This is a genomic window from Streptomyces sp. NPDC088915 (genome assembly GCF_044749825.1).
In the GTDB taxonomy this organism is placed as follows: domain Bacteria; phylum Actinomycetota; class Actinomycetes; order Streptomycetales; family Streptomycetaceae; genus Streptomyces.
Genome location: NZ_JBIVIR010000015.1, coordinates 11,540 through 34,000, shown reverse-complemented (window position 1 = coordinate 34,000; position 22,461 = coordinate 11,540). Strand labels below are relative to the sequence as shown.

Below are 22,461 nucleotides of genomic sequence, written 5' to 3'. Positions count from 1 at the left end.
GTCGGGCGGAGCGGGACGCGCCCGCTCAGCGGCCGGGGGTCAGCACCGTCTTGATCATGCCGTCCTCCTTGTCCTGGAAGGTCTTGTACGCCTGGGGGGCGTCCTCCAGGGGCAGGGTGTGGGTGGCGAAGTCGTCGACGCCGAGCGGGTCGGCGTCGTCGAGGAGCGGGAGGATGTCCTCGACCCACCGCCAGACGTTGGCCTGACCCATGCGGAGCTGGATCTGCTTGTCGAAGAGGCTGAACATCGGCACGGGGTCGACGGCGCCGCCGTAGACGCCGGACAGGCTGATGGTGCCGCCGCGGCGGACCACGTCCACCGCGGTGTCGAAGGCGGCCATGCTGTCCATGCCGGCCTTGGTCATCATCTTCTGGGCGATCGCGTCGGGCAGGAACCCGGGGACCTTCTGCGCGAGCTTGGTGAGCGGGGCGCCGTGGGCCTCCATGCCGACGGCGTCGATGACCGCGTCCGTGCCCCGGCCGTCCGTGAGGTCCCGCACCCGGTCGCCGAGGTCCTTGCCGTGCTCCTTGAGGTTCAGGACCTCCACGCCGCGGCCGCGGGCGCGGCGGAGCCGCTCGGGGACGAGGTCCACGCCGATGACCTTGCTCGCGCCCTTGTGCAGGGCGACGCGGGCGGCCATGTCGCCGATGGGGCCGAGTCCGAGGACGGTCACGGTGCCGCCGGGCGGGATGTCGGCGTACGCCACGGCCTGCCAGGCGGTCGGCAGCACGTCGGAGAGGTAGAGGTAGCGCTGGTCGGGGGCGTCCTGGCCGACCTTGATGGGCAGGGTGTCGCCGAAGGGGACGCGCAGGAACTCCGCCTGTCCGCCGGGGACCTGCCCGTAGAGCTTGGTGTACCCGAACAGGGAGGCGCCCGTCCCGTACTCCCTGACCTGGGTGGTCTCGCACTGGGACTGCAGGCCCTGGTCGCACGTCCAGCACGTGCCGCAGGAGACGTTGAACGGCACCACGACCCGGTCGCCGACCTTGAGGTTCCTCACCTCGGGGCCGACCTCCTCCACGATCCCCATGGGTTCGTGGCCGAGGATGTCGCCGGGGTCCAGGAAGGGCCCGAACACCTCGTACAGGTGCAGGTCGGAGCCGCAGATTCCGCTGGAGGTGACCCGGACGATCACGTCCGTCGGGTCGACGATCCGGGGGTCGGGCACGGTGTCCACACGAACGTCCCGGTGTCCGTGCCAGGTCAACGCCCTCATGGTCAAACTCCTCACATGCGGCTTCCGGGGGTCACGGCGCGAGTGCCCCGGACCACCGGGTCGTATGCGTCCCGCGGGTCCGCCGGCCGCCGGGGACGCACGGTAGGCGCGCGGCTTCGCGGGTAGCGGCTCGTGAGGGGACCCCGCGCGAACGCACGGGCGACCGGGGACGGACGTCGGGCGCGGAGACGTCGGGCACGGAGACCTCGGGCACGGAGACCTCGGGCACGGAGACGTCGGGCACGGAGAGGGAGAACGCGATGACGGAGACCCTGAAGGTACGGGCGGGCAGGCGCGCCGTCACGGTCAGCAGGCCGGAGAAGGTGCTCTTCCCCGAGGACGGCGTCACCAAGGCCGACCTCGCGGAGTACTACCGCGCCGTGGCACCGAAGATGCTGCCGCACCTGCGCGGCCGCCCGCTGACCCTGGAGCGCCATCCGGGCGGCATCGGCGACCGGGGCTTCTTCCAGAAGGACGCGCCGGACCACTTCCCGGACTGGGTGGGGCGCGCCGAGATGCCGAAGGAGGGCGGCACCGTCACGTACGTCCTGGCCGAGGACGCGGCCACCCTGGTCCTCCTCGCCGACCAGGGCTCCGTCACCCTGCACCGGTGGCTGTCGAAGGTCGACCGCCCCCACCACCCCGACCGGCTGGTCTTCGACCTCGACCCGTCCGGGGAGGGGTTCGCGCCGGTACGGGACGCCGCCCGGTGGCTCCGCGACCTCCTCGACGAGCTGGGGCTGCCGTCGCTGCTCATGACCACCGGCTCGCGGGGGCTGCACGTCCTGGTGCCGCTGGACCGGAGCGCCCCCTTCGACGACGTGCGGGCCTTCGCCGCCGACGTCTCCGGGGTGCTCGCCGCCCGCCACCCCGACCTGCTCACCACCGAGGTGCGCAAGAAGGCCCGGGAGGGGCGCCTCTACCTCGACATCCAGCGCAACGCGTACGGGCAGACCGCGGTGGCCCCGTACACGGTGCGGGCCAGGGCCGGCGCGCCCGTCGCCGCCCCGCTCGCCTGGGACGCCCTGGGCGATCCGGCGCTCGACGCGCGCGCCCGGCGCCTCACCGACGTGGACCTGCTCCTGAAGGAGGACCCGTGGAGCCCGGCTCCGCGCGGGCGCTCCCTCAGGGCTGCGGCGGACCGCCTCCGTCGTACGGGTCTCCGTGCTCGTCCCTGAGGGGGTTCCCGTCCTCGAAGCGGCCCCCTTCGCCGAACGGGCGCCCCTCGTCGAACGGGCTGCCCTCGTTGTACGGGACGCCGTCGAAGGGGGCCCCGTCGTCGGGCGGGCCCTCCTCGCCGCTCCCGTCGGCGAACGGCCTCTCCTGGTCGAACGGGTCCTCGTCGCCGCGCGGCGCGAGCGCGATGCACTCCACGTCGATCCGGTCGGCGACCTCCGTCAGCGCTCCCGCCAGGGCCACCACCGTCTCCGGTGCGAGGTCGAGGTCGTCTTCGCCGGTCGACTCCAGCCACCCGGCCGCGAGGTGCCGGAGCAGGCCGGTCACCTCGTCGGCGGGAAGGACGAGATGGCCGTCCGGCAGAAGCACCAAGGACATGGATGCGTTCATGATGGTCCGACCTCCGTGTCACCGACGCTTGTCAGGGGGTGGTGTCGCCCGCGGGCGGAGCGCCGTCGGCCGTCTCCGGGCGGACGATGACGACGGGACAGGACGCGTGCGCGGCGCTCTGCTGGCTCACCGAGCCGAGGAGCAGGCTCGCGAAACCGCCCCGGCCCCGGCTCCCCACGACGAGCAGCTCGGCGCCCTCCGACGCGTCGATCAGCACCCGGGCGGCGTTCCCGCGCACCACGTGCTGGACCACGGGGACGTCGTCGTCCGGGGGGAGGACGGCCGTGAGCTCCTCGGAGAGCGACAGGCGGGCCTGTTCCTCGTCGAACAGCACGTCCACGGCCGGCGCGGACCATCCTTCCGCCCCGGGGAGGTCGTAGACCCCCACGGCGTGCACGGTCGTGCCGGTGCGCCGCGCGTACCGGAGCGCCCAGCGCAGGGCGGCGTGCGACGCGGGGGAGCCGTCCACGCCCACCACCACGCGGGAAGTGCCGTCATCGGTGCTCATGTCATGCCCCTTCTCGCTCACGCCGGGAAAGACGGTTCGGGCCCGGGCGGCGGGGACCGGCCCCGTCTCTTCTCCGCCCGCTGCCGGAAGGAGCCTCCTCGCTTCCGGAAAGGGTCTCCTGCCCCCGACTACCCGGCACCGCGTGCCGTACGCGCGGCCGGCCGACGCGGGGGCGCGGTCGCCCCTCCGTACCAATGTGCCCCGGGAGGGGCCGGGCCGCCCGGCAGCCGCCGTCGTACGGGTCCGTCCCGGGGCGCGGGACGGGCGCCGCGCTCAGTCCAGGGCCTTGTCGGCGGGGGTGATGCGCGCGCCCATGTTGGTCTCCATCATGCGCAGGGCGGCGTCGGCCAGGTCCTCGTGGATGTGGGCGACGGCGTCCCGGGCGACGGTGACGGAGAGGTGCCGGATGTGGGCGTCGAGGGCGGAGTAGAGCACGCACTGCTCCGTGACCTGTCCGCAGAGCACGAGGTGGTCCACGTCGAGCGTTTCCAGCAGGTAGGCGAGCGGGGTCTCGTAGAAGGCGGAGTGGCGCGCCTTGACGACGAAGTAGGACGCCTCGTCCGGGCGGACGGGGTCGACCAGGTCGGCGCGGGGGCCGCCGAGGGCCGCCTCCAGGATCTCCCCGTGGTGGGAGCGCCACTTGCCGAAGTTGTCGTTGGCGTAGACGACCGGCACGTCCCGCTCGCGGGCCCGTTCCAGGAGGCCCACCACGGCGGGGAGGGCCCGTTCGACGGAGGGGACGAGGAGTTCGGCGTCCGGGTGGTCGTAGCGGTTGAGCATGTCGATGACGACGAGGGCGGTCTTGCTCATGTACCCCAAGTTTCCAGATCATCGGCCCGGACGCGCGCTCGGCGTCCCCGGGACCGTTCCCGGTCCCGGCCCGGTCCCGCGGGAGGGGCGGGCGGTCGTGGGGCCGGTGGACGGCGGCGGGGCCGGTCGCGGGACGTCGTCCGTCCCCGCGACCGGCCCCTGGCCCTGATCGGTGTTTCAGCGGTGTCCGGGAACCTCAGGGACGGTCGGCGGGCGGCCAGGCGTCCGCGCCGCGCGAGGACCTGTCGGCCTGGCCCGGGACGGTGGGGAAGCGACCGGCCGGGCCCGGGGTGGCCGTCGTGCTCCGGGTGCTCGCCGGGCCGCCGGTCGGCGCCGTCGTGCCGCCGGTCGTGGCCGGGCCGGTGCCCGTGGCGTCCGAGGGACGGACGCGGCCGCGCCAGCCGCCGGTCGCCTGCCCGCGCTCCTCGATGAACCCCTTGAACCGCTTCAGGTCGCCCTTGACCCGCAGGTCGAGGATCCCGAGGGCGTCGCCGGTCTTCTCCACCACGCCTTCCGGCTCCACCTCCATCGCGAGCCGGACCCTGGTGTGGTCCTCGTCGAGGCGCTGGAAGGTCACGACGCCCTTCTGCCGGACCTCTCCGCCCACGGTGCGCCACGCGACGCGCTCGTCGGGAAGCTGGTCGACGATCTCGGTGTCGAACTCGCGGCGCACTCCCGCCACCTTGGTCCGCCAGTGGCAGTGGCGGTCGTCGACCTGCCGCACCTCCTCCACGCCCTCCATGAAGTGGGGGAACTCCTCGAACTGCGTCCACTGGTCGTAGGCGCTCCGCACCGGGACGTCCACATCGATGGTCTTCTCGACCGTACTCACCGGTTTGCCTCCTTCGTTCCGTTGTGGTCGTCACCCGCGTACCCGGCCGCCCTTGCCTCAATCAGGCCCCACGAGTCCGGTGCGCGGAGCCGGAACGGGAAAGGTGCAGGCAGGCGCGTTCCTTGCATAATGGAGGGTGGCAGCCACCTGTCGAGCTGCTTCAGGCTGGACACGGAGCGTCCTGCGGCGGAGAACGGCATCGAGGCCGGCTCGCGCCGAGGATGCGGCGCTCACGGTCTTCCCGTCGAGTTCCACGAACCGCCCACCGTGCGCCGCACCGGGACCGCTCGTCGGTCCCTCTCCTCATCACCGCCCTGTGCCGCGTCCGCGGCGCCCACCCGGTCCGGGAGGTAGACCATGCTCGTGAGCCATGTCCTCGAGGACGGCACCCTGCACCTGAGACTCCTGCGCGAGCTCGACGTCACCAGCCGTGCCGCGGCGGCCCTGGAGATCGAGGCGATCGTCTCCGCCTACCGTCCCGCCCGGGTCCTCCTCGAATTCCCGACCCCTTCCCCGTCCCCGGCCTCCTACAGCGCGCTCGCCCGGGCCCGCAGGATGTGCGCGAGCCTCGGCATCGCCCTGACGGTGACCGGCCCGGGTTCCGTACCGCTCCAGGCCCCGGGCAGCGCGCCTCCGGCCATGACCGCCTGAGCCCTCCGGCGCGCGCGTACGCAGCTGTACGCCGGGGAGGGCCGTGACGTTCTCACGGCCCTCCCCGGCTTTTCGCTGCGGCGCATCCCTTTACGGGGAGACCTCGTCGCCCTCTTCGTCACGGTCCTCTTCGTCACGGTCCTCTTCGTCGCCCGCCTCGCCGACGACCGCGTCGGCCGCCTCCTTGCGCGCCTCCTCGTCGCCGCTCTCCCCCGGGGCCTCGGAGGGAGGGGTGGTGCGGGGGTGCGGTCCGTCGTTCCGGTGGTGGGTCATGTCGGTCGCTCCTCGGTCTCGATCGGGTTCGGGATGGGGGCCGGGGTCAGGACGGCGGGTACGGGGCGGACTTGAGGCGGCGGGCCAGGTGGGCCGTGTTGGCGGCGAGGGTCGCGGTGGTGCCGGCCGTGGCCTCGGGGGTCTTGTCGAGGTCCTGGTAGTCGGTGCCCTGCATGGCCTCCCCGACCCAGTAGGTGACGGCGTTGGGCGCGAGGGAGAAGCCGACGTCGTTGAGGCCCTGGAAGAGGTCCGCGCTCACCTTGTGCGCGCCGTCCTCGTTCCCGACCACGCAGACGGCCGCCACCTTGCCGTAGGTCAGCATCCGGCCCTCGTCGTCCGTCTCGGAGAGTTCGGCGTCCAGCCGCTCCAGGACGCGCTGGGCGATGCTGGAGGGGTGGCCGAGCCAGATGGGGGTCGAGAGGACCAGGATGTCCGCGCCCAGGATCGTGTCGCGGATCTCCGGCCAGTCGTCCCCCTCCCCCATGTCGGTCTTCACGCCGGGCAGGACGTTGCGGTCGGCGATCCTGATGGTCTTGCCGGTGACGCCGTGCTCGCCCAGCGCCGCCATGACCTGTTCCGCCAGGAGCTGCGAACTGGAACGTGCGGGTGATGGGGAGAGGGTGCAGACGAGAGCGACGGCGCGCAGGGGTGTCGTGTCCATGGGTCTGCCGCTACCCCGCCGAAGAGGCCTTATGTCATACAAGCGGCCCATGTCGCGCGTTTGCCGGTCGGCCATCGGGGCAAGGGGTACCACCCCCCGGGGAGGCGCTCCGGGGCTCGTCCCCCAGGAGCCGACCGTGGCCGACGGTTTCACCGATGCCCTCGACTATCCGATGTACGTCGTCACGGCGGCGACGGCGGACGGCGAGCGGGGAGGCTGCCTCGTGGGGTTCGCCTCCCCGTGCTCGATCGACCCGCCCCGTTTCATGGCGTGGCTCTCCACCGCCAACCGTACCTATCGCGTCGCGTGCCGCGCCTCCCACCTGGCGGTCCACGTCCTGCGGAGCGACCAGAAGGAGACGGCGGCGCTCTTCGGCGGGCGGACGGGCGACGACACCGACAAGTTCGCCCGGGTGGACTGGCGGCCGGCCGAGGGCGGGGCGCCTGTGCTGGCCGACTCCCGCGCCTGGCTGGTCGGCCGGATCCTGGAGCGCGTCGAGGGCGGGGACCACGTCGGCTTCCTGCTCGCCCCCGTCGAGCAGAGCCCGTCGGGGCCGGACGGGGCGCCGCTCCTCCGGCTCGGTGACGTCGCGGACCTCACGCCGGGTCACCCCGCCTGAAGGACGGCGGTTCAGCGGGCCCCGGCGTCCCGCTCGGGCTCGCCCGCGGCGGGGACCGTTCCCCCTGCGGTACGGGAGGGGCCGGCCCCCGTTCCGGTCCCGGTGCTCCGGTAGCGCCACCGGCGTTCGGCGCCGGTGCCGAGCAGCGTTCCGAAGACCACGCCGATGCCGATGGCGGCCACCGACGCCATCGTGGACACCAGATAGGCCCCCGCGCCCTCCACGTGCAGCAGCCACTGCAGCAGGCTCCGGTACAGGTCCGGGCCCGGCAGCACGCCTCCGGCGATGCCGGGGATCACGAACGCGCGGACCGGGATGCCCGTGCGCGGCGACAGGACCGCGGCGGCGAGGCCCATCACCACCGTCGCGAGGCCGGTCGCCAGGGGCGCGGACCAGCCGAACGCGTCGACGCAGGCCAGTTTGACCCCCGCGCCCAGGACCGCGGTGGTGACCGCGGGCGGGACGATCCGCGGTCCTCCGCCCATGAACACGGTGTTCCCGAGGGCGCCGATCGCGCTGGTCAGCAGCGAGAGGACGACCGGCAGGGGGACCAGGGCGGTGGAGCGGGCGTCCGCGTCGGCGCCCCGCAGCAGGAAGCCGACCGCGAGGAAGCCGCAGCCCAGGGCGGTGAAGAAGGCGAGCAGACTCACCGCGCGGCCCGCCGCCATGGAGCGGAAGCCGTCGATCGCGTCCTCGGTCAGCGAGATGATCGTGAAGATCGGCAGCAGCAGGATCACGTTCGCCGCGATCACACTGGCCGCTTCCGCGTGGCTCAGGCCCCCGGCCGCCGTGAGCCCCGTGACCGCGACGAGGAGCAGGACGGTCTGCGCGACGGTGACGAAGAAGGACGGCAGCCCGCCCCGGGAGAGGGCCCAGGCGCCCCGGTCGGCGAGCAGGAACACCAGGGGCGACACCAGGGCCGCGCGGACGGTCCCGGAGGCCAGGACGCACAGCATCGCCGCCAGGACCGCCCCGCCGCCCAGGCCGAACCACCAGGGCCAGCGGGAGGTGCCGGTCTCGATCCTGTCCAGGGCCCCGGCGGCGGCCTCCCGGGTCAGCCGGCCGGAGGCGGCGTGGGTGGTGAGGCGTTCGAGGGCGGCGAGCCGGTCCAGGTCCCGGCTGTCCTCCGAGCCCATCACCTTCAGCATGACGACGGGCCGGCGGCCCTCGGGGGCGTACTGCACCTGTATCGACCGGGCGTTGATGTCGACCTCCTGGCTGCCCATCCCCCAGGCGGCGGTGACGGCCACGACGGACGACTCGATCCGCCGGGTCTCCGCCCCGGCGAGGAAGAGCGCACGGCCGAGGCGCAGCGCGAACCCCAGGATCTCCACCGCCTCGGCGTCGTCCAGGGGGCGGGGCGGCGGGAAGGCGACGTCCTCGTACGGAGTCCCGTACAGGCGGTCGAGGAGCGTCCGGTCGTCGCGGCGGAGCCGCTGGAGCCTCTCCTGCCGCGCCCGGGCGGCCTCCCGCCGCTTCCGCAGCACATGTCGCATGCCCTCGTCCCGTCCTCGTGTCCGCCCGTCGCACGGTCCGGGACCTACCGTTCCCCGCCCCCGGCGGGGTCTCCGTCCGCCGAGCGGGTGACACCGGCCCGGGGCGCGGCGCCCGGTGGGCCGGCGGTGTGTCACCAGCCGCCGTCGAGGAACGCCGAAAGGGCCGGTCCGGGGGCCGCCGCGGTCGTCGTGTTCGCCACGGCGACCACGCCGGTGAACAGCGCCGAGGGCTCCCAGCAGCCGCTTCCCGCGCCTGTCGGAGGACCCGGCGAGGTCCGTTCCCGTCCATCGCTTCCGCCTCTTCCACGGCGCCGCGCCCAGGGCGGCGCAGACGAGGGCGGCGACCGCCGCGGCGAGCACTCCGCCGAGTACCGGCAGGAATCCGGCCGCGGCGGTCACCGGCGCGGTGAGCAGGTAGAGCGTCCGGCGCCCCGTCCGGAGGAGCGCCCCGGCGTCCGGACGCCACCGGTCGCGGATCCCCGGGGAGAGCGAGTGGGTCGTCGTCCCACGCTAGTACGGCCGTACGGGCCGCTCGTCCCGGGGACCACCGGCGCACGCGCCCCGCCGCCGACGCGTGCACCGGAAGCCGCCGGTCCTTCCGGGTGAGCGGGAGGAACGGTGAACTCCCCCTGGAGAGCGGGCCCTTCTTCCGTGGTCGCTGTGCGAAGCACGTCCGGGTCCTCGTGGAGGAGCACCGTCCCACGCAGGTCCGCACTTTCGCGCAGTCCACCGGGGCCAGGAGCCGGGTCTTCGTGGGTGCCCGGCCCCGGGGCTCGGTCAGGACCAGGACGCCACCACCAACGACCGTTCCGCGGCCGCCAGATGGACCGCCGAGGCGAGCCACGCCCGGGCGTAGCCGTCGGCCGAGGCGTCGGTGAGGCGGCCGAAGGCGTCCCGGGGGCGGCGGTCCGCCTCCGCCGTCAGGGCCGCCGCGAGCTGCGCCGCCCCGCCGAGGCCCGCCCGGCGCAGCGGGGCGAGGAGGGCGGCCGCGTCCGTCCCCCGACCGGCCTCGGCCACGGCGCGCCGCCCGCCCGCGACCCCCGTCTCCAGGAGCCGCCGCACCCGCCACAGCGGCGCGTCCGCCAGCGGATCCGGTACGGCGGCCGGCGGGACGACCGGCCCCGGGCCTGCGGCCCCGCGCGGGAAGTGGCTTCCCTGGAGGCGGTCGTAGCCCAGGTCGGCCCTGCCGAGCCACTCCTCCGGCAGCCGCAGCGTGTACGGCTCCCCCGGCACCGGGCCGACCGCCAGCGGCCGGAGCGTCGCCGCCCGGTCCAGGTCCGGACGGCCGAGGACGCGCAGGGCGAGCCCGGGGTGCTCCGCGATCCTGCGCAGGTTGGCGGCGTGCGGCAGCTCCGGATGGGGGTGGGCGGGGCGCAGCCGCAGCAGCGGTCCGCCCCCGGCGACCCGGGCCACGAGGTACTCCCCCGCCGCGCCGACCACCTCCACGTCACAGCCGAGGAGGGCGGCTTCGGGAGTGTCGGCCTCCCGTGCACCGTCGTCGAGCGCCGCGGCCATCGCCTCGCCCACCGGCCGGGCGAACAGCGCGGCGGCGGGCTCCTCGGACCAGTCCACCCCGCGCAGCGGGGTCGCGCTCACGCCCCGGCCCGCCCCGAGCCGCCCGTCCGGCGAGACGGTGGCGCCGACGATCCGCAGCCCTCCGCGCGCGAGGCCCGCGTGGTCGAGGACGGCCCCGCCGAGCGCCACGGACGCGGACCCCGCTCCCCTGGCCCTGGCCAGTCCGCCGGGGCGCACGTCGGACACCGTGTAGCGGGAACCGTCCGGGCCCACCAGGTGGGTGGACACGCCTCCGTACCCGGTGGCGGAGAGCACCGGCTCCCGGCAGAGGCCGTACGCCCTGAGGCTGCCGCCCTGCACGTAGGCGCGGCGCGCGGTCCCGGCCGCGCCGGGCCCCGCCGTCCCCGAGGCGAGCAGGGCGGCCCCGGCGAGGAGTTCGCGGAAGGCGCCCGCGAGGTCGCCGAGGCGCTGCCCCCGGCCGCGCTCCCGCGCGGCGCGCAGTCCCCGTACGACGCGCAGTGCGGCCGCTTCGGCGCGGGGCAGTCCGGCCAGGCGCGCGGTGTGGGCGGCGCGCAGCAGTTCAGCCTGGACCACCGCCCCGCCGGCCGTGACTCCCGCGGACAGGGCCTCGGCGGCCGCCTCCCACAGGGCGCTGGCGGCCCGGACCTGGGCGGGGGTGAGCGGGGGCGCGGAGGGCTCGGGGGCGGTGGGAGCGGATCCTCCGGAGGTGGGCGTGGTGTCAGCGGTGGACCCGGTCGGGTCCGAAAGGTCTGCGGTCGGCTTCGTAGGGACTGCGGTCGGGTCCGGAAGGTCTGCGGCCGGGTCCGGGAGGTCCGGTGCCGCTTCCGCGTCCGCGATCGGTGCCGCGCCGAGGACCGCGGCGCGGTGCAGACAGCGCGGGGCGAGCAGGCAGGTGCAGACGGCCTGTCCGGCTTCGGTGACCGTGCCCGAGGGGCCGGGGCGCAGGGTGACGAGGGCGTCCTCGCCGAAGCGCACGCCGAGGGAACCGTCGTCGGCCCGGGCGGCGTGCTCGGCACAGCCCTCGATCGCGGCGTCGAGCTTCTTGCGCAGCCGTGCGCTGAGCTGTTCCACGGCCTCGGCGAGGACGTCGGGGGCGACGGGCGGCAGGGATGCGGGGCTCAACGGGGTTCTCCACGGAGGCGGTCGCCCACCCAGCGGGCGAGGGCGAGCGGACTGAGGGCGGCCACCGGCATCCCGGCGGCGACGAGCCGGCGCGCCACCGGCACCGAGTAGCGGGGCGCCCCGGCGTCGTCGAGCGCCGCGCAGCCCATCAGGTGCGCGCCGGAGGCGGCCAGGGCGCGGACCTCGCCGAGGAGGCCGGCGAGCGGCGCGCCCTCCTCGAAGTCGCTGACCACGACGACGAGGGTGCGGCTCGGCACGGTGATCAGCGAGCGGGCGTGCGCGAGGCCCGCCGCGATGTGCGTGCCGCCGCCGACCCGCACCTCCAGGAGCAGGGACAGGGGGTCGTCGACCCGGTCGGTCAGGTCCACCACCTGCGTGGAGAAGGCCAGGAAGTGCGTGGACAGGGTCGGCACGCCGCCGAGGACCGCGGCGGTCAGCGCCGACCAGATCACCGAGGCCTCCATCGAGCCGGAGACGTCGACCACGAGGATCAGGCGCCAGTCCGACTCCTTGCTCGCCCGGGTGCTGAACACCGGCCGTTCCGGCACGACCACGACCCGGCCGTCGTCCGTGCGCCGGGTGTGGGCGAGGTTGGCGCGCAGGGTGCGGGCGAGGTCGAGGCGTCCGCCGGGCCGACGGGTGGGGCGCGGGGTGGCGAGTCCGGAGAGCGTCGGGCGCAGGCGGGTGGCCAGCTCGCGGGCGAGCTCGTCGACGAGCCGCTTCACCAGCGGTCGCAGCCGGGCGAGTTGGGCCTCGGGCATGCCTCCGGCCAGGGAGAGCACCGAGCCGAGGAGTTCCACCGAGGGGCGGACCGCCGCCGGGTCCAGCTGGGCGAGCACGTCGGTGCGTCCCGCATCGGCGGCCTCGGCCAGGACCTCTTCGCGCACGTCGGCGCCGAAGAGGGCCTCCAGTTCCCGCGACCACTCGCGCGCGGTGGGGAAGGAGTGCTCCTGTCCGGCGCCCCCGCCGGATCCGGCGTCCAGGTCGTCGGCTCCTTCGCCGCGCCCACTGCCGTACAGCTCGTCCAGGGCGCGGGCGTAGCGGCGCGCGTCGGCGGACAGCCGGTCCCGGTGGCGGCCGAGGAGGAGTCGCCAGCGGTCGGCCGGGGCGAGTCGCCGGTCCGGTGCCCGGGTGGGGGGCGTGTCCGCGAGGGCGGTGGCGTCGGTTTCGGCGTCGGCGTCGGTCTCAGGTACGGAGTACGGGTCGGGCAGCGCCAGGGACTTGAGCGCGGCGAGTCCGGCCGCGTCGGCCGCCGCCCACAGGGCGAGCAGCTCGGGCGGGGCGTCGAGGGAGAGGTCGAGCCGGTCGCCGAGCCGCTCGGTCACCGTGGTCAGGAGCCGGTCCCGGGCGGCCGGGGCGAGGGCGTCGAAGCCGCCGCGCAGGGCCGGGAGCCGGTCGAGGAAGTCCTGGTCGGCGAGGGCGTCGACCCGGTCGAGGAGCGGGGTGAGCGCCTCCGGGGAGGCCTGGAGCAGCGGGCCGGCGGCCGTGAGCAGTCCGGCGAGGCGCTTCGTCAGGGCCCGTCGCGCGTCGGGGGAGGTCGCGCCGTCGATCCAGCCGGCCGTCCGCTCTCCGAGGTCCGCGGCCGGGTCCAGGTCGAGCAGCACCCGTACGGCCAGGGCGGCGCCCTGGATCAACGGGGATCCTTCGGAGGCGAGTTCGGCGAGGGCCCGGTCCATCCGGAGGCCCAGGTGCCGGGCGGCCGACCGGTCCGCGAGTGCGACGAGGGCTCCGGCGTCCGCGGGGGTGTCGCTGCCGGCCAGGCCGGGCAGTGACCGCACGGCGGCCTCCAGGAGTTCACCGGTGAGCGTGCCGGCCGCGGCGCGGGCGTCCTCGGTGGTGCCGGGGTAGTGGCCGCGCCGCACGCCCTCCAGGAGGTCCAGCGCTTCGAGGAGTTCGGGCAGTCCCGCGGTGTCGGGCAGGACGGCGGAGGCCTCGCGCAGCCGCGCGTCGACCAGGTCGGGCAGGTCGCAGCGGGCGGCGGCGGCGAGCCCGGCGAGGACCTGGTCCGGGGTGGGGCCGCCCTCGGCGGCCTCGCGGCGCGCGGTCTCGGCCAGGGTGCCGGCGGCGGCCTGGGCCGCGGTGACCCCTCGTACTCCGGCGAGGTCGAGCCGTGCGGGCACGGACGGGTTCCACGTCAGGCGCCACTTGGTGCCGAGCGCGGTGCCGTCGCCGGTGGCCGCGACGGCCAGGGGCTCGCCGTAGGAGGCGCCGATGACGAGGAGGCGTTGCAGCAGCACCTCGCGGCGCCCGTCGAGGGGCGAACGGAGCGGGTCGAGGCGTACCTCCCGGGGCTCGGGCTCCTCCGGGCGGGGCAGCCGCAGCCGGGCGAGCTCCTCCTCGACCGAGGGGCCCAGTCCGGAGCGGGGCGCGTGCGGGCTGATCCGGCCGCGTGCCGTGCCGACGAGCACGGCCTCCAGGGCGCGGGCCAGCGCCCGGCCCCGGCCGAGGGGTTCGCCCTGTCCGAGGACGGTGGTGACGGCCTCCAGGAGTTCTCCGCGCCCGGGGGCGGGGAGACCGCGCAGCGCGGCCAGGTCGCAGGCAAGCCGCAGCGTCTCGGCGGCCTCGCCGGTGCCGGCGGTGTGCCCGGCGCGGCGCATCTCCCGGCACAGGCCGGTCACCGCGGCGGAGGCCGCCTCCCGGATCCGGCCGGGGTCCCCGGCCGCGGTGAGCACGGCCTGCTGCCACAGCGGGTCACGGATCCCGGCGGGATAGCCGGACCGGGAGTCGAGCAGGTCGAAGGAGTACGGAACGAACGAGGTCACCGCCGGGGCCGGGTCCGTGCCCGGGACCTCCGGGGCCGTGGCCGAAACCGTCGCGCCCGTACTCGGAGCCTCCGGGGCCGTGGCCGGAACCGTCGCGCCCGTACTCGGAGCCTCCGAGGTCGTGGCCGGAACCGTCACGGCCGTGCCCGAGGCCTCCGGAATCGTGTCCGGCTGCGTCACGGCCGGAACCGCGCCCGAGGTCCCCGGAGCGCGGCCCCGGCCGGCCTTGCCAGGCGCGTCCGTACCGGGGCCGGTACCGGTGTTGACGCCGGTGCCGGTGACAGCGCTCTCCGGGGCCGTGGCCGGAACCGCCGTGGTCGTGCCCGAAGCCGTCCGGTCCGCATCGGTGGGCCCCTCCCCCCGTACGAGCAGCGCGGGCGCGTGGAAGGCTCCGATCACGGCGGCGACGCGCCGGCCCCCGGCCGAGGCCTCGGCGATCACCCGTCGCATCCGGGCCTCGCGGGCGAGGTCGACGGCGGGCACGTCGGCGTCGGCGCGCAGGGCCCAGCCCACGCCCAGGGCGGCGCGGCGCACCGCTTCCGGGGCGCAGCCGGGGGCCAGCACCTCCACGGCGCGGTCCCACATGTCCTCGCCGTCCCGGCCGGTGCCGGCGGCGGCGAGCGCGGCGGCGAAGGCGCCGCGTCCCGGGGCGGCGCGGTCGCCGTCCGCCCCAGCGTCCGCTCCGTCGTCGATCCCGTCGTCGCGGTTCCGGTCCGTGCCCGGCAGGGACCAGCCGGGGTCGGACAGGGGGAGGTCGCAGCAGACGACCTCCGCGCCGTGGTCCCGGGCCCACCGGACCGCCGCGAGTTCCGGGGAGAAGTCCGCGAAGGGGTAGAACGACAGGCGTCCGTCCCCGCCCGCCCCGGCCAGGGCGACGGGGGCGACGGTCTCCGGGTCCGCCAGGTGCTCCAGCCAGGGCCGGAAGTCGGCCGGGAGTTCCACGCAGACCACCTCGGCGCCCGCCTCGTCGAGGAGGGCGGGCACCACGGCGGCCAGCGCCGGGCTGTGGTGGCGCACCCCGAGGAGGTACGGGCCGCGGGACGCGGCGAGGGCGTCCACGGCCGCCCGTGGGTCGAGGGTCGTCACCGCAGGCTCCCGCGCAGGTCCCAGAGGCGGCGCCACATCGCCGAGCCGTTCTCGGCCCGGCGGCGGACCGGGCCGTCCCAGTAGCCGAGGAGGCGCGCGTGGTCGGCCGGGTCGTCCTTGCGGACGACGCCGAGGAGGTGGCCGGGCAGGAGGTCGAGGACGTCCCCGCCCGGGAGGTAGGCGGCCGCGACCCCGAGGGAGGCCGCGACCTGGACGGCCTCGGCGGTGGACATGACCGTGCCCGGCCGCTCCACGTCCCAGCCCTCGGTGGAGCGGCCGGAGCGCAGGTCCCGGAAGACGGTGACGAGGGCGTCCAGGACGGCGTCGTCGACGCCGAAGGACGCGCCCGCGCGCTGGACCGCCGCGACGGCCTGGCGGCGGATCAGGACGGCCTCGGCGTCGGCGTCCGCGATCGGGTCGACGGTCTCGAAGTTGAAGCGGCGCTTGAGCGCGGCGGACATCTCGGAGACGCCCCGGTCGCGCAGGTTGGCGGTGGCGATGACGGTGAATCCGGGCGCGGCGGCGACCACCGCGTCCTCGGTGGAGGTCAGTTCGGGGACGGTGATCCGGCGGTCGGACAGCAGGGAGACCAGGGCGTCCTGCACCTCGGGCAGGCAGCGGGTGATCTCCTCGACCCGCACCACCCGGCCGGTGCGCATGGCGGCGAGGACCGGGGAGTCGACGAGGGCCTGCGGGGTGGGGCCCTGGGCGAGCAGCAGGGCGTAGTTCCAGCCGTAGCGGAAGGCGTCCTCGGTGGTGCCGGCGGTGCCCTGCACGGTGAGGGAGCTGGTGCCGCTGACGGCGGCCGCGAGCAGTTCCGACAGCATCGACTTGGCGGTGCCGGGCTCGCCGGTGAGGAGCAGTCCGCGCTCTCCGGCGAGGGTGACCACGCAGCGTTCCACCAGGGCGCGTTCGCCGACGAACTTCGGGGTGATCTCCAGCTTCGCCGGCAGGCCCGCGCGGCGCTTCGGCAGGGTCAGTTCCGCGCCGTCGCTGCCGCAGACGAACGTGACGACCGCGCGGGGGGTCAGGGCCCAGCCGGGCGGGCGCGGGCCGGGGTCCTGGGCGGCGAGGAAGGCGAGTTCGGCGGCGTGGCGCTCCTCGGCCGACCGGACCTGCCGGGCGGGGGCGGGCTGTTCGGTGACGGTCATGCGGGGTTCCTCCGGAAAGGGGTACGGGGGCCGGCGCGGCGCACCCGGGTCGGGGTGCGCCGCGCCGTCGCCGCGTGCGGCGGGCGGGCGGGCGGCGGTGTGCCGTGCCACCGCCGTGTTCGGCGGGTGGTCGACCGGGCGGCGGCCGGACCGACGGCGGTCGGTCAGCGGCGGCGGCCGGTCAGTGATGAGGGCCGGTAAGTGACGACGGCCGGTCAGCGGCGGCGCCTGGTGCGCCGGACCTTCAGCTCCTCGAAGCGGGGGACGTCGCCGTCGAGGATCCGCCGCCAGGCCCGGGCGAACAGTTCGGCGGCCGGTTCGACCGGCACCGGGGCGCACAGGAAAGGCCCGTACATCGGCAGCTTCCACTGCTCGACCGGCAGTCCGCGCCCCTTCTGCTCGGACCAGGCTCCGGGCAGGAACAGCGAGCGTCCCGCCCGGGCCCGTACGGCCGACACCACGAGGTCGGTGGCGGCCAGTTCGGCGCGGGCCGCCTTGAGGCGGGCCGGCTTCCACCCCGTCCACCGGGCGGTGTTGCGGTCGGTGGGGTCGGGCAGGGCGAGGAGCGTCAGGTACAGCGTCGCCGCGTCCGCCCCCAGGCCGTGGGTCCCGGCGACCTCCGCGACCAGGTCGGGCACGGAGCGCGAGGGGTCCTGCGGCCACCAGGTGCCGTCCCGGTCCGTCTCCCCGGCGGCGGGCGCGCCCGGGTCGGCGAGGAGCCGTGCGAACGCCGGGTCGTGGGCCCGCCGCAGGGCCGTCTCGACCCCCGTCGGATGCTGGTCGGGGCCGCGCAGGACCGTCAGGTACGGGTCGGAGCCGGTGGAGTCGAGCAGGGCGGGCCGCAGGGCGGGCCGGGGCCGGTCGTCGTGCGTGGCCATGAGGACCGCGCCGTACCGCTCGTGGTCCGGTGCCGTCTCGGTCGGCGTGCCCGCCACCTTCCGGAAGTCCGTGAGGCTGGTGTAGGGCCCGGCGGAGACGAGGAGTTCGGGCGAGGCCAGGCGCTGCCGTACGGCGGTGAGGGCGCTGGGCAGGGCCGCCCGCGCGGGATCGCCGGCGGGGAGCCGGTGGGCCAGCCAGGCGGCCAGGCCCATCGAGGCGGTCAGCACCGATTCGGTGAACGGGTGGTCGACCGGGGTCACGGGCGCCGGCCGGTCCCCCGCGATGTGCCACGCGACGTCGGTGGAGAGCTCGGGCGACGCGTCGGGGCCGAGGAGCGCCGAGAGGGCCCGGTGGACGGGCCAGCCGGTGACGACCTCGCGGTCGGCCTCCGCGATCAGCCGGTCGGGGACCCGGGTGCGCCGTCCCACGTGCGCGTTCCAGACCGCCGCCGCCGACGCCGCGTCGGGGCCCTCGGTCCACAGGCGCGCCGGGTCCTCGGGCAGCAGGGCCGCCACCACGGCCCGTCGCACCTCGACGGAGAGCCCGCGCAGTTCGTCGCGGGCCCGGGCCGCCTCGGCGACCTTCAGACCGAGGGACGTGCGCAGCTCCGTCGGCAGGAAGTTGTTCTCCCAGTCGTCCACGTTCGGCATGCCGGCGAGGACGAGCCGGGCCAGTGCTCCGGGGACGCCGGTGAGCCCGCTGAACTCCTCGGCCGCCCCGTCGAGGAAGGAGGCTTCGTCGAGGAAGGGGACCTCGGCGCGGTTCTCCGCCTCCCGCAGGAAGGCGGTCAGCCAGTCGGCGCCGCGCGTGCGGTCGCCCACCGGCGTCGCGGTGCGCAGGGTGTACGGGGCGGGTGCCCCGAACCGGCCGTCGGGGTCGTGGAGGAGCGCCTCGAACTCCCGCCCGTCGGCGACGCCCCGGTCGTTCTCGGTGATCCCGAGGACCGCTCCCCCGCCGAGCGGCAGGACGGTGCGGTACGAGGTGCCGCGCTCCTGGCCGTCGGGGGTGTGCAGGTGGGGGGTGGCGAGGTGGAGCGTCACCCGCCGCCAGTGGTCGGTCGAGCCCGCCGTCGAGGCGAGGCCCAGGGCGTCGACCCGGCCGAGCACGTCGAGCAGCGCGGCCCGGTGCTCGGCACCGCTGCCGGGCGCGACGGCCCGGTAGGCGAGCGCCGCCGGTTCGTGCAGGAAGGGGACGAGGGAGAACGGGGAGTACGGCAGGGAGGGCAGGTCGTAGTGGAGCGTCCCCGGCGCGGCCGCGGCGGAGGCGCCGGCCCGCGCCGCCGCCAGTTCCTCCAGGAAGCGGTGGGCCACGTCCGAGGCGGCGCCCCGGCTGTAGTAGCCGGAGCCGGTGAGGCCGTCGAGCGCCTCGGCGAGCAGGCTGTCGTGGGGGCCCTCGGCGCGCGCCTCCCCGGGTTCGGCCGCCGGGTCGAGCCGGGCGGCCACGGCGTCCAGGGCGTTCTGCTGCGCGACGGCGAAGCGCAGCGCCTTCGCCACGCCCGCGACCAGTTCGGGCGCGGTGATCCCCGGCAGCGCGGCGGTCACCAGGTCCGGGACGTCCGCGGCCCGCTCGGCCAGGACGGCCGCCTTCAGGAGGGTGCCGGCCGTCTCCGCGTCGGCGGCGCGCAGCGCGTCCGAGCCCCGCGGGTCGCGCGGGCGGAGGGCGTAGAAGTGGGTCAGCGGCGGCAGGGGCGTGGCGGCGGTGCCGTAGATGTCGTTCCGGTCGCCGTCGGACACCGTCGTGACCACGCCGTCCGGGTCGGTGAGCAGCAGTTCCCGCCACTGGCGGGTCAGGGCCCTGGGCCGGTCGTCGCCGGGGAACGTCAGGGCGGCGACGGGCATGTCCGAGCCCTCGGGGAGGGAGACGGTGCGCCCCGCGGTGTCGTCGGCGCACCAGCCGTCGCCGGGGATCCGCAGGACCCGCCAGCCGAGCAGGCCGTCGGCGGGGGCGCCGAGGGCCGAGCCCTCCACCACGGGGGCGGGACGCACCCACGAGGAGTGCGGGGCCAGTTCGGCGCCGGGGGCGTGGGAGCGGGTCGCGTCCGCGAGGAAGCCGGGCAGGGAGCGCCGGCCCCGGGTGTTCTCGGCGGGGTCGTACTCGACCCAGGCGCCCTCCCCCCGGTGGTCCCCCGTGTTCTCCCACACCCAGTACGAGGTGCCGTCGGAGATCACCGCCCGTTCCCTCGGCAGCTTCGTGTCGCCGACGTGCAGGACTCCGCCGCCGATGGTGCGGCCGCCGCCGGGCAGCGGCAGGGTGGGCCGGTCGGAGCGGAGGGACCAGTAGCTGATCTCGGCGTCCAGGGTGAACACGCGGTCGGGCGAGGTGTGCCAGTAGCCCTGTACGGAGCTGTTGCCGTAGCCGGTCCAGAACACGAGGAGGGCGCCGTCCACGTAGTGGAAGCCGCACCGGTGGGAGGACCGGCCGGCGGGCACGCGCAGGTCGTGGGTGAGGACGGTGGAGTCGGCGTCGATGACCCGCACCCGGGTGGAGTTGGCCACGATCAGGTGGGGCCAGGCCTCGAAGACGGCGAGGTCGTCGAGTTTGTCGCGCCCGGGGGTCAGGTCCGCGACGGCCTCCTCCCACGCCGGCCAGTGGAACTCCTCCCACAGGCCGCCGCGCAGGGTGCGCGCCAGGGTCTCGCCGAGGTCGGCTCCGGCGGCGGCCGCCACCTCCTCCGGAGCGAGCGCGAGGGCCTCGGCGGGCAGCCACGACAGGCGGGCGATCGCCTTGGGCACTCCGGGCAGTCCGGCCGCCACCGAGTCGCGGGCGACCTCGCGCACCCACTCGGTGAGCATCGGGCGGCCTCCGGCCGCCGCGGCGAGCCGGCGCATCACGTCCGCTCCGGAGGAGGCGTCGTGGTAGGCGTTCGCGGAGCGTCGGAAGGCGGGGCGGAAGCGCGGGTCGGCGGCGAGCGCGGTCAGGTCGCGGGGGTTCTCGCCGCGCGCCCAGTCCGACAGGTTGAGGGAGGCGCCGCTCGCCCTGGGGCTCTCCGGCTTCGGGTCGGCGACCGGGAGGTCCAGCGCGAGCAGTAGGTCGAGCAGGTCGAGGTCCTCGACGCCGATCCGCAGGAAGGCCCGGTCGTCCGGGCGGGCCGCCAGGTCGGCGCGCAGCCGTCCGGCCGCCCGTTCCACCAGGTCGAGGAGGGCCGGCAGGGTGCGGCGGTCGCCCCAGCCCCGGTGCCGGGCGGTGTGGAAGCGCTCCAGCCAGCCGGCCGCGCCGTCGGCGCAGCGCTCCTCCGGCGGCACGTCGGCGCCGGTCAGCCCGGCGTCGGCCCCGGACTCCGTGAGGATCCCCAGCCACAGCTCGCTGAGTTCGCCGTCGTCGGAGGGCGGCATCATCTCCAGGAGCGTGCCCCGTACGGCCGGGACGCGGCGGGCCAGGGCGACGAGGGCGGACCGGTGCGTCTTCCACCAGCCCTCGGCCGCCCGCAGGGTGGCGGGCAGCGGCAGGAGTTCGGCGAGGTGGTCCTGCTCCGCCTCGGCGGCGGACAGGCCGGCGGCGCGGGCCAGGCGGCGCAGTTCCGTGGTGGCCTGGGCCGAGGGGGCGAGTCCGCCGGCGGTCCGGCGCACGCACAGGCGGCGGAAGCGCTCGTACGCCTCGGTGGGCGCGAGCCGGGCGGCGAGCTCCTTGCCGTAGCCGGTGAGGACCTTCACCGGCAGCGCGCCGACGAGGGCGAATTCGAGGAAGACGGCGTCGAGCCGGTCCTCGTCGACGACGAGGCCGTGCTGGGCCTCGCTGGTGCGGGCGCGGGCGAAGAGCTGCCCCGCGTACGTGGTGTTCTCGACGCCGAGGAAGACGCGGGCGGCCTGCTCGTAGAAGACGGGCAGGAAGTGCGGGACGGCGGAGGCGAGCCGGCCGGCGAGTTCGAGGCAGGCGTCCAGGGCGGCCTTGGGCTTGGTCCTGGCCTGCCGGGCGAGGCGGTCGAGCTCCGGCACGACCGCGAGGGCGTGGTGGCCGTCCTCGGGGTGGTGCACCAGGACCCATTCGGGGAAGCCCAGCTCCTGGCGGCGGCCGAGGCCCACGACGGCCGGTTCCCCGTGGGGTTCGAGGCCGAGGAAACCGGCGGCGAGGTCCTCGGCGGGGCCGAGTTCGGCCGCGGCGAGGCGGACGACGACCCGGTCCTCGCCGAGGACGGGGTGGCGGTAGGTCCGGGCGGTCAGGTCGACCGCCGAGGCCCCCGCGTCCCGGGCGTCGGGCGGGAGCACGGCTCCGGCCGCGAGGAGTTCCGCGTCGTCGCGGGCTCCTCCGGGAGCCCCGTCCACGGTCCTGTCGGAAGCGGTCGTGCCGGTCACGCGTCCCCACCCTCTTCGATCGTGCGGCCGGCGTACAGCGCCGCGGCCATGCGCATTCCCTCGGACCAGGCCACCGGTCCGACCTCGTTCAGCCGCACGGCGCGGCCGTCGTCGTCGTGCCAGCCGAGCGCGCCGGTCTCCGACTCCCCGTCCCAGTACGGCTCGCCGATCCACACCGACGCCTCCGTGGCGCGGCCCCCGTCGCGGACCTTGCAGGTGGCGTAGCCGCCGGAGACGCGGTGGCCGAGCGAGGTCGCGCGGGCCGCGAGGCCGAAGCGCGAGGCGAACTTCCCGCCCGCGTAGTCCCGTACCTCCGTCGCCGTCTCCGGATGGGCGGCGGCCGGCCTGGTCCAGGTGGCCCGGTGGATCTGCTCCACCCGCTGGGTGATGCCGAGTTCGGCGGCGAAGTCCCGCACGTCGTCGAGGTCGGGGAGGAGCACGGGGTGCGGGAGGGTGACGGTGCGCGGGGAGAGCCGTACGGTCTCGCCGTCGAGGTCGACGACCTTCAGTCCGCCGTCGGCGGTGACGTCCCGCAGGAAGCCGACCTCGTCCGGGTCGTCGCCCACCACGGCCATGTCGCGGAGGGCGGACTGCCAGGCCTCGTCCGGCCACACGCGGGCGATCAGCCCGGTGGGCACGGGGAGCGAGGACACCATCCAGGTGTCCACCTGGGCCACGCACGCGGCCACGTGCCGGTCCAGCCATTCGGCGAGCCGCCGGAGCCGGTCGACCTCGGGATGGTCCCGCAGTGCCTTCGGCAGGGACTTCAACTGCCGTCCCCCGGCGCGCCGTGCGACCACGCGCCCCTCATCGAGGGTGATCTCGTACCCCTCGTCCGCTGTCAGCCACGCCATCGGCCGTGTCCCCTCCGCTTGTCGTCCGGATCCGCGCAGCCCGAACCAGGGGGTCGAAAGCCCCTGAACTGCGATATGCGGGGAGACTAACCAGGGCCACTGACAACGGATGTTCGGACCCCGGTCGCAGAAGCCGCGGCTCGGGGCACT

15 protein-coding genes and 1 pseudogene are annotated in these 22,461 nt (G+C 75.9%); 3 read left to right on the top strand and 13 right to left on the bottom strand.

The genetic code is table 11. The features are described from left to right. Window positions 1-25 precede the first annotated feature (25 nt). Complete coding sequence (locus ACIP5O_RS25610; protein ID WP_401297039.1) at window positions 26-1,216, bottom strand: zinc-dependent alcohol dehydrogenase; 1,191 nt, start codon at window positions 1,214-1,216, stop codon at window positions 26-28. A gap of 260 nt (window positions 1,217-1,476) precedes the next feature. Between ACIP5O_RS25610 and ligD the strand changes: the two genes are divergently transcribed. Further along, a complete protein-coding gene (gene ligD / locus ACIP5O_RS25605; protein WP_401297037.1) occupies window positions 1,477-2,394 on the top strand; it encodes a non-homologous end-joining DNA ligase in 918 nt (305 codons plus the stop codon). Here the strand turns inward: ligD and ACIP5O_RS25600 are convergent. The 4 genes and pseudogenes from ACIP5O_RS25600 to ACIP5O_RS25585 form a co-directional block, all read right to left on the bottom strand. Then, window positions 2,342-2,770: a DUF6213 family protein gene (locus tag ACIP5O_RS25600; RefSeq protein WP_401297035.1), complete on the bottom strand. Its 429-nt coding sequence runs from the start codon at window positions 2,768-2,770 to the stop codon at window positions 2,342-2,344. The genes ligD and ACIP5O_RS25600 overlap by 53 nt on opposite strands. A 43-nt stretch (window positions 2,771-2,813) precedes the next feature. After that, window positions 2,814-3,290, bottom strand: coding sequence for a universal stress protein (locus ACIP5O_RS25595; RefSeq protein WP_401297034.1), 477 nt, complete (start codon window positions 3,288-3,290; stop codon window positions 2,814-2,816). A 273-nt stretch (window positions 3,291-3,563) separates the two neighbouring features. Continuing rightward, window positions 3,564-4,100 (bottom strand): cysteine hydrolase family protein, encoded by a 537-nt coding sequence (locus ACIP5O_RS25590; protein WP_401297032.1) that lies wholly within the window; start codon window positions 4,098-4,100, stop codon window positions 3,564-3,566. 373 nt (window positions 4,101-4,473) lie between these two features. Continuing rightward, a pseudogene (locus tag ACIP5O_RS25585) lies at window positions 4,474-4,932 on the bottom strand (SRPBCC family protein); the annotation flags it as partial. Between the two features lie 357 nt (window positions 4,933-5,289). On the opposite strand from ACIP5O_RS25585, the gene ACIP5O_RS25580 reads away from it, so the two are divergent. After that, a complete protein-coding gene (locus ACIP5O_RS25580) occupies window positions 5,290-5,583 on the top strand; it encodes a hypothetical protein (protein ID WP_356549064.1) in 294 nt (97 codons plus the stop codon). Window positions 5,584-5,673: 90 nt separating this feature from the next. Here the strand turns inward: ACIP5O_RS25580 and ACIP5O_RS25575 are convergent, their stop codons facing one another. After that, window positions 5,674-5,856, bottom strand: coding sequence for a hypothetical protein (locus ACIP5O_RS25575; protein WP_401297030.1), 183 nt, complete (start codon window positions 5,854-5,856; stop codon window positions 5,674-5,676). A 46-nt stretch (window positions 5,857-5,902) separates the two neighbouring features. Beyond that, window positions 5,903-6,517, bottom strand: a complete 615-nt coding sequence (locus ACIP5O_RS25570; RefSeq protein WP_401297029.1) for a flavodoxin family protein — start codon at window positions 6,515-6,517, stop codon at window positions 5,903-5,905. Between the two features lie 172 nt (window positions 6,518-6,689). On the opposite strand from ACIP5O_RS25570, the gene ACIP5O_RS25565 reads away from it, so the two are divergent. Continuing rightward, window positions 6,690-7,136, top strand: a complete 447-nt coding sequence (locus ACIP5O_RS25565; protein WP_401297370.1) for a flavin reductase family protein — start codon at window positions 6,690-6,692, stop codon at window positions 7,134-7,136. 11 nt (window positions 7,137-7,147) lie between these two features. On the opposite strand, the gene ACIP5O_RS25560 is transcribed toward ACIP5O_RS25565, so the two are convergent. From ACIP5O_RS25560 to ACIP5O_RS25535, 6 genes are all read right to left on the bottom strand, one after another. Then, window positions 7,148-8,632 (bottom strand): threonine/serine exporter ThrE family protein, encoded by a 1,485-nt coding sequence (locus ACIP5O_RS25560; RefSeq protein ID WP_401297027.1) that lies wholly within the window; start codon window positions 8,630-8,632, stop codon window positions 7,148-7,150. 777 nt (window positions 8,633-9,409) lie between these two features. Beyond that, window positions 9,410-11,290, bottom strand: coding sequence for a hypothetical protein (locus tag ACIP5O_RS25555; RefSeq protein ID WP_401297025.1), 1,881 nt, complete (start codon window positions 11,288-11,290; stop codon window positions 9,410-9,412). Further along, entirely contained in the window at window positions 11,287-15,138 is a 3,852-nt protein-coding gene (locus ACIP5O_RS25550) for a DUF5682 family protein (RefSeq protein WP_401297023.1), read from the bottom strand. The genes ACIP5O_RS25555 and ACIP5O_RS25550 overlap by 4 nt, the downstream gene beginning before the upstream one ends. Continuing rightward, a complete protein-coding gene (locus ACIP5O_RS25545) occupies window positions 15,135-16,289 on the bottom strand; it encodes an AAA family ATPase (protein WP_401297021.1) in 1,155 nt (384 codons plus the stop codon). The genes ACIP5O_RS25550 and ACIP5O_RS25545 overlap by 4 nt, the downstream gene beginning before the upstream one ends. Window positions 16,290-16,504: 215 nt before the next feature. After that, on the bottom strand, window positions 16,505-21,457 hold the full coding sequence (locus ACIP5O_RS25540) for a DNA-binding protein (protein ID WP_401297019.1): 4,953 nt from the start codon (window positions 21,455-21,457) through the stop codon (window positions 16,505-16,507). Next, the gene (locus ACIP5O_RS25535) at window positions 21,454-22,311 is read right to left on the bottom strand and encodes a DUF4132 domain-containing protein (protein ID WP_401297017.1); all 858 of its coding nucleotides are present in this window, start codon (window positions 22,309-22,311) and stop codon (window positions 21,454-21,456) included. Before ACIP5O_RS25535 ends, ACIP5O_RS25540 begins: the two co-directional genes overlap by 4 nt. Between the last annotated feature and the right edge of the window lie 150 nt (window positions 22,312-22,461).

Bases quoted from the DNA above. Each gene is read 5' to 3' on its own strand.
- ACIP5O_RS25535 (WP_401297017.1), bottom strand. From the start codon at position 22,311: ATGGCGTGGCTGACAGCGGACGAGGGGTACGAGATCACCCTCGATGAG.
- ACIP5O_RS25590 (WP_401297032.1), bottom strand. From the start codon at position 4,100: ATGAGCAAGACCGCCCTCGTCGTCATCGACATGCTCAACCGCTACGAC.
- ACIP5O_RS25595 (WP_401297034.1), bottom strand. From the start codon at position 3,290: ATGAGCACCGATGACGGCACTTCCCGCGTGGTGGTGGGCGTGGACGGC.
- ACIP5O_RS25560 (WP_401297027.1), bottom strand. From the start codon at position 8,632: ATGCGACATGTGCTGCGGAAGCGGCGGGAGGCCGCCCGGGCGCGGCAG.
- ACIP5O_RS25565 (WP_401297370.1), top strand. From the start codon at position 6,690: ATGTACGTCGTCACGGCGGCGACGGCGGACGGCGAGCGGGGAGGCTGC.
- ACIP5O_RS25570 (WP_401297029.1), bottom strand. From the start codon at position 6,517: ATGGACACGACACCCCTGCGCGCCGTCGCTCTCGTCTGCACCCTCTCC.
- ACIP5O_RS25575 (WP_401297030.1), bottom strand. From the start codon at position 5,856: ATGACCCACCACCGGAACGACGGACCGCACCCCCGCACCACCCCTCCC.
- ACIP5O_RS25610 (WP_401297039.1), bottom strand. From the start codon at position 1,216: ATGAGGGCGTTGACCTGGCACGGACACCGGGACGTTCGTGTGGACACC.
- ligD (WP_401297037.1), top strand. From the start codon at position 1,477: ATGACGGAGACCCTGAAGGTACGGGCGGGCAGGCGCGCCGTCACGGTC.
- ACIP5O_RS25600 (WP_401297035.1), bottom strand. From the start codon at position 2,770: ATGTCCTTGGTGCTTCTGCCGGACGGCCATCTCGTCCTTCCCGCCGAC.
- ACIP5O_RS25580 (WP_356549064.1), top strand. From the start codon at position 5,290: ATGCTCGTGAGCCATGTCCTCGAGGACGGCACCCTGCACCTGAGACTC.
- ACIP5O_RS25545 (WP_401297021.1), bottom strand. From the start codon at position 16,289: ATGACCGTCACCGAACAGCCCGCCCCCGCCCGGCAGGTCCGGTCGGCC.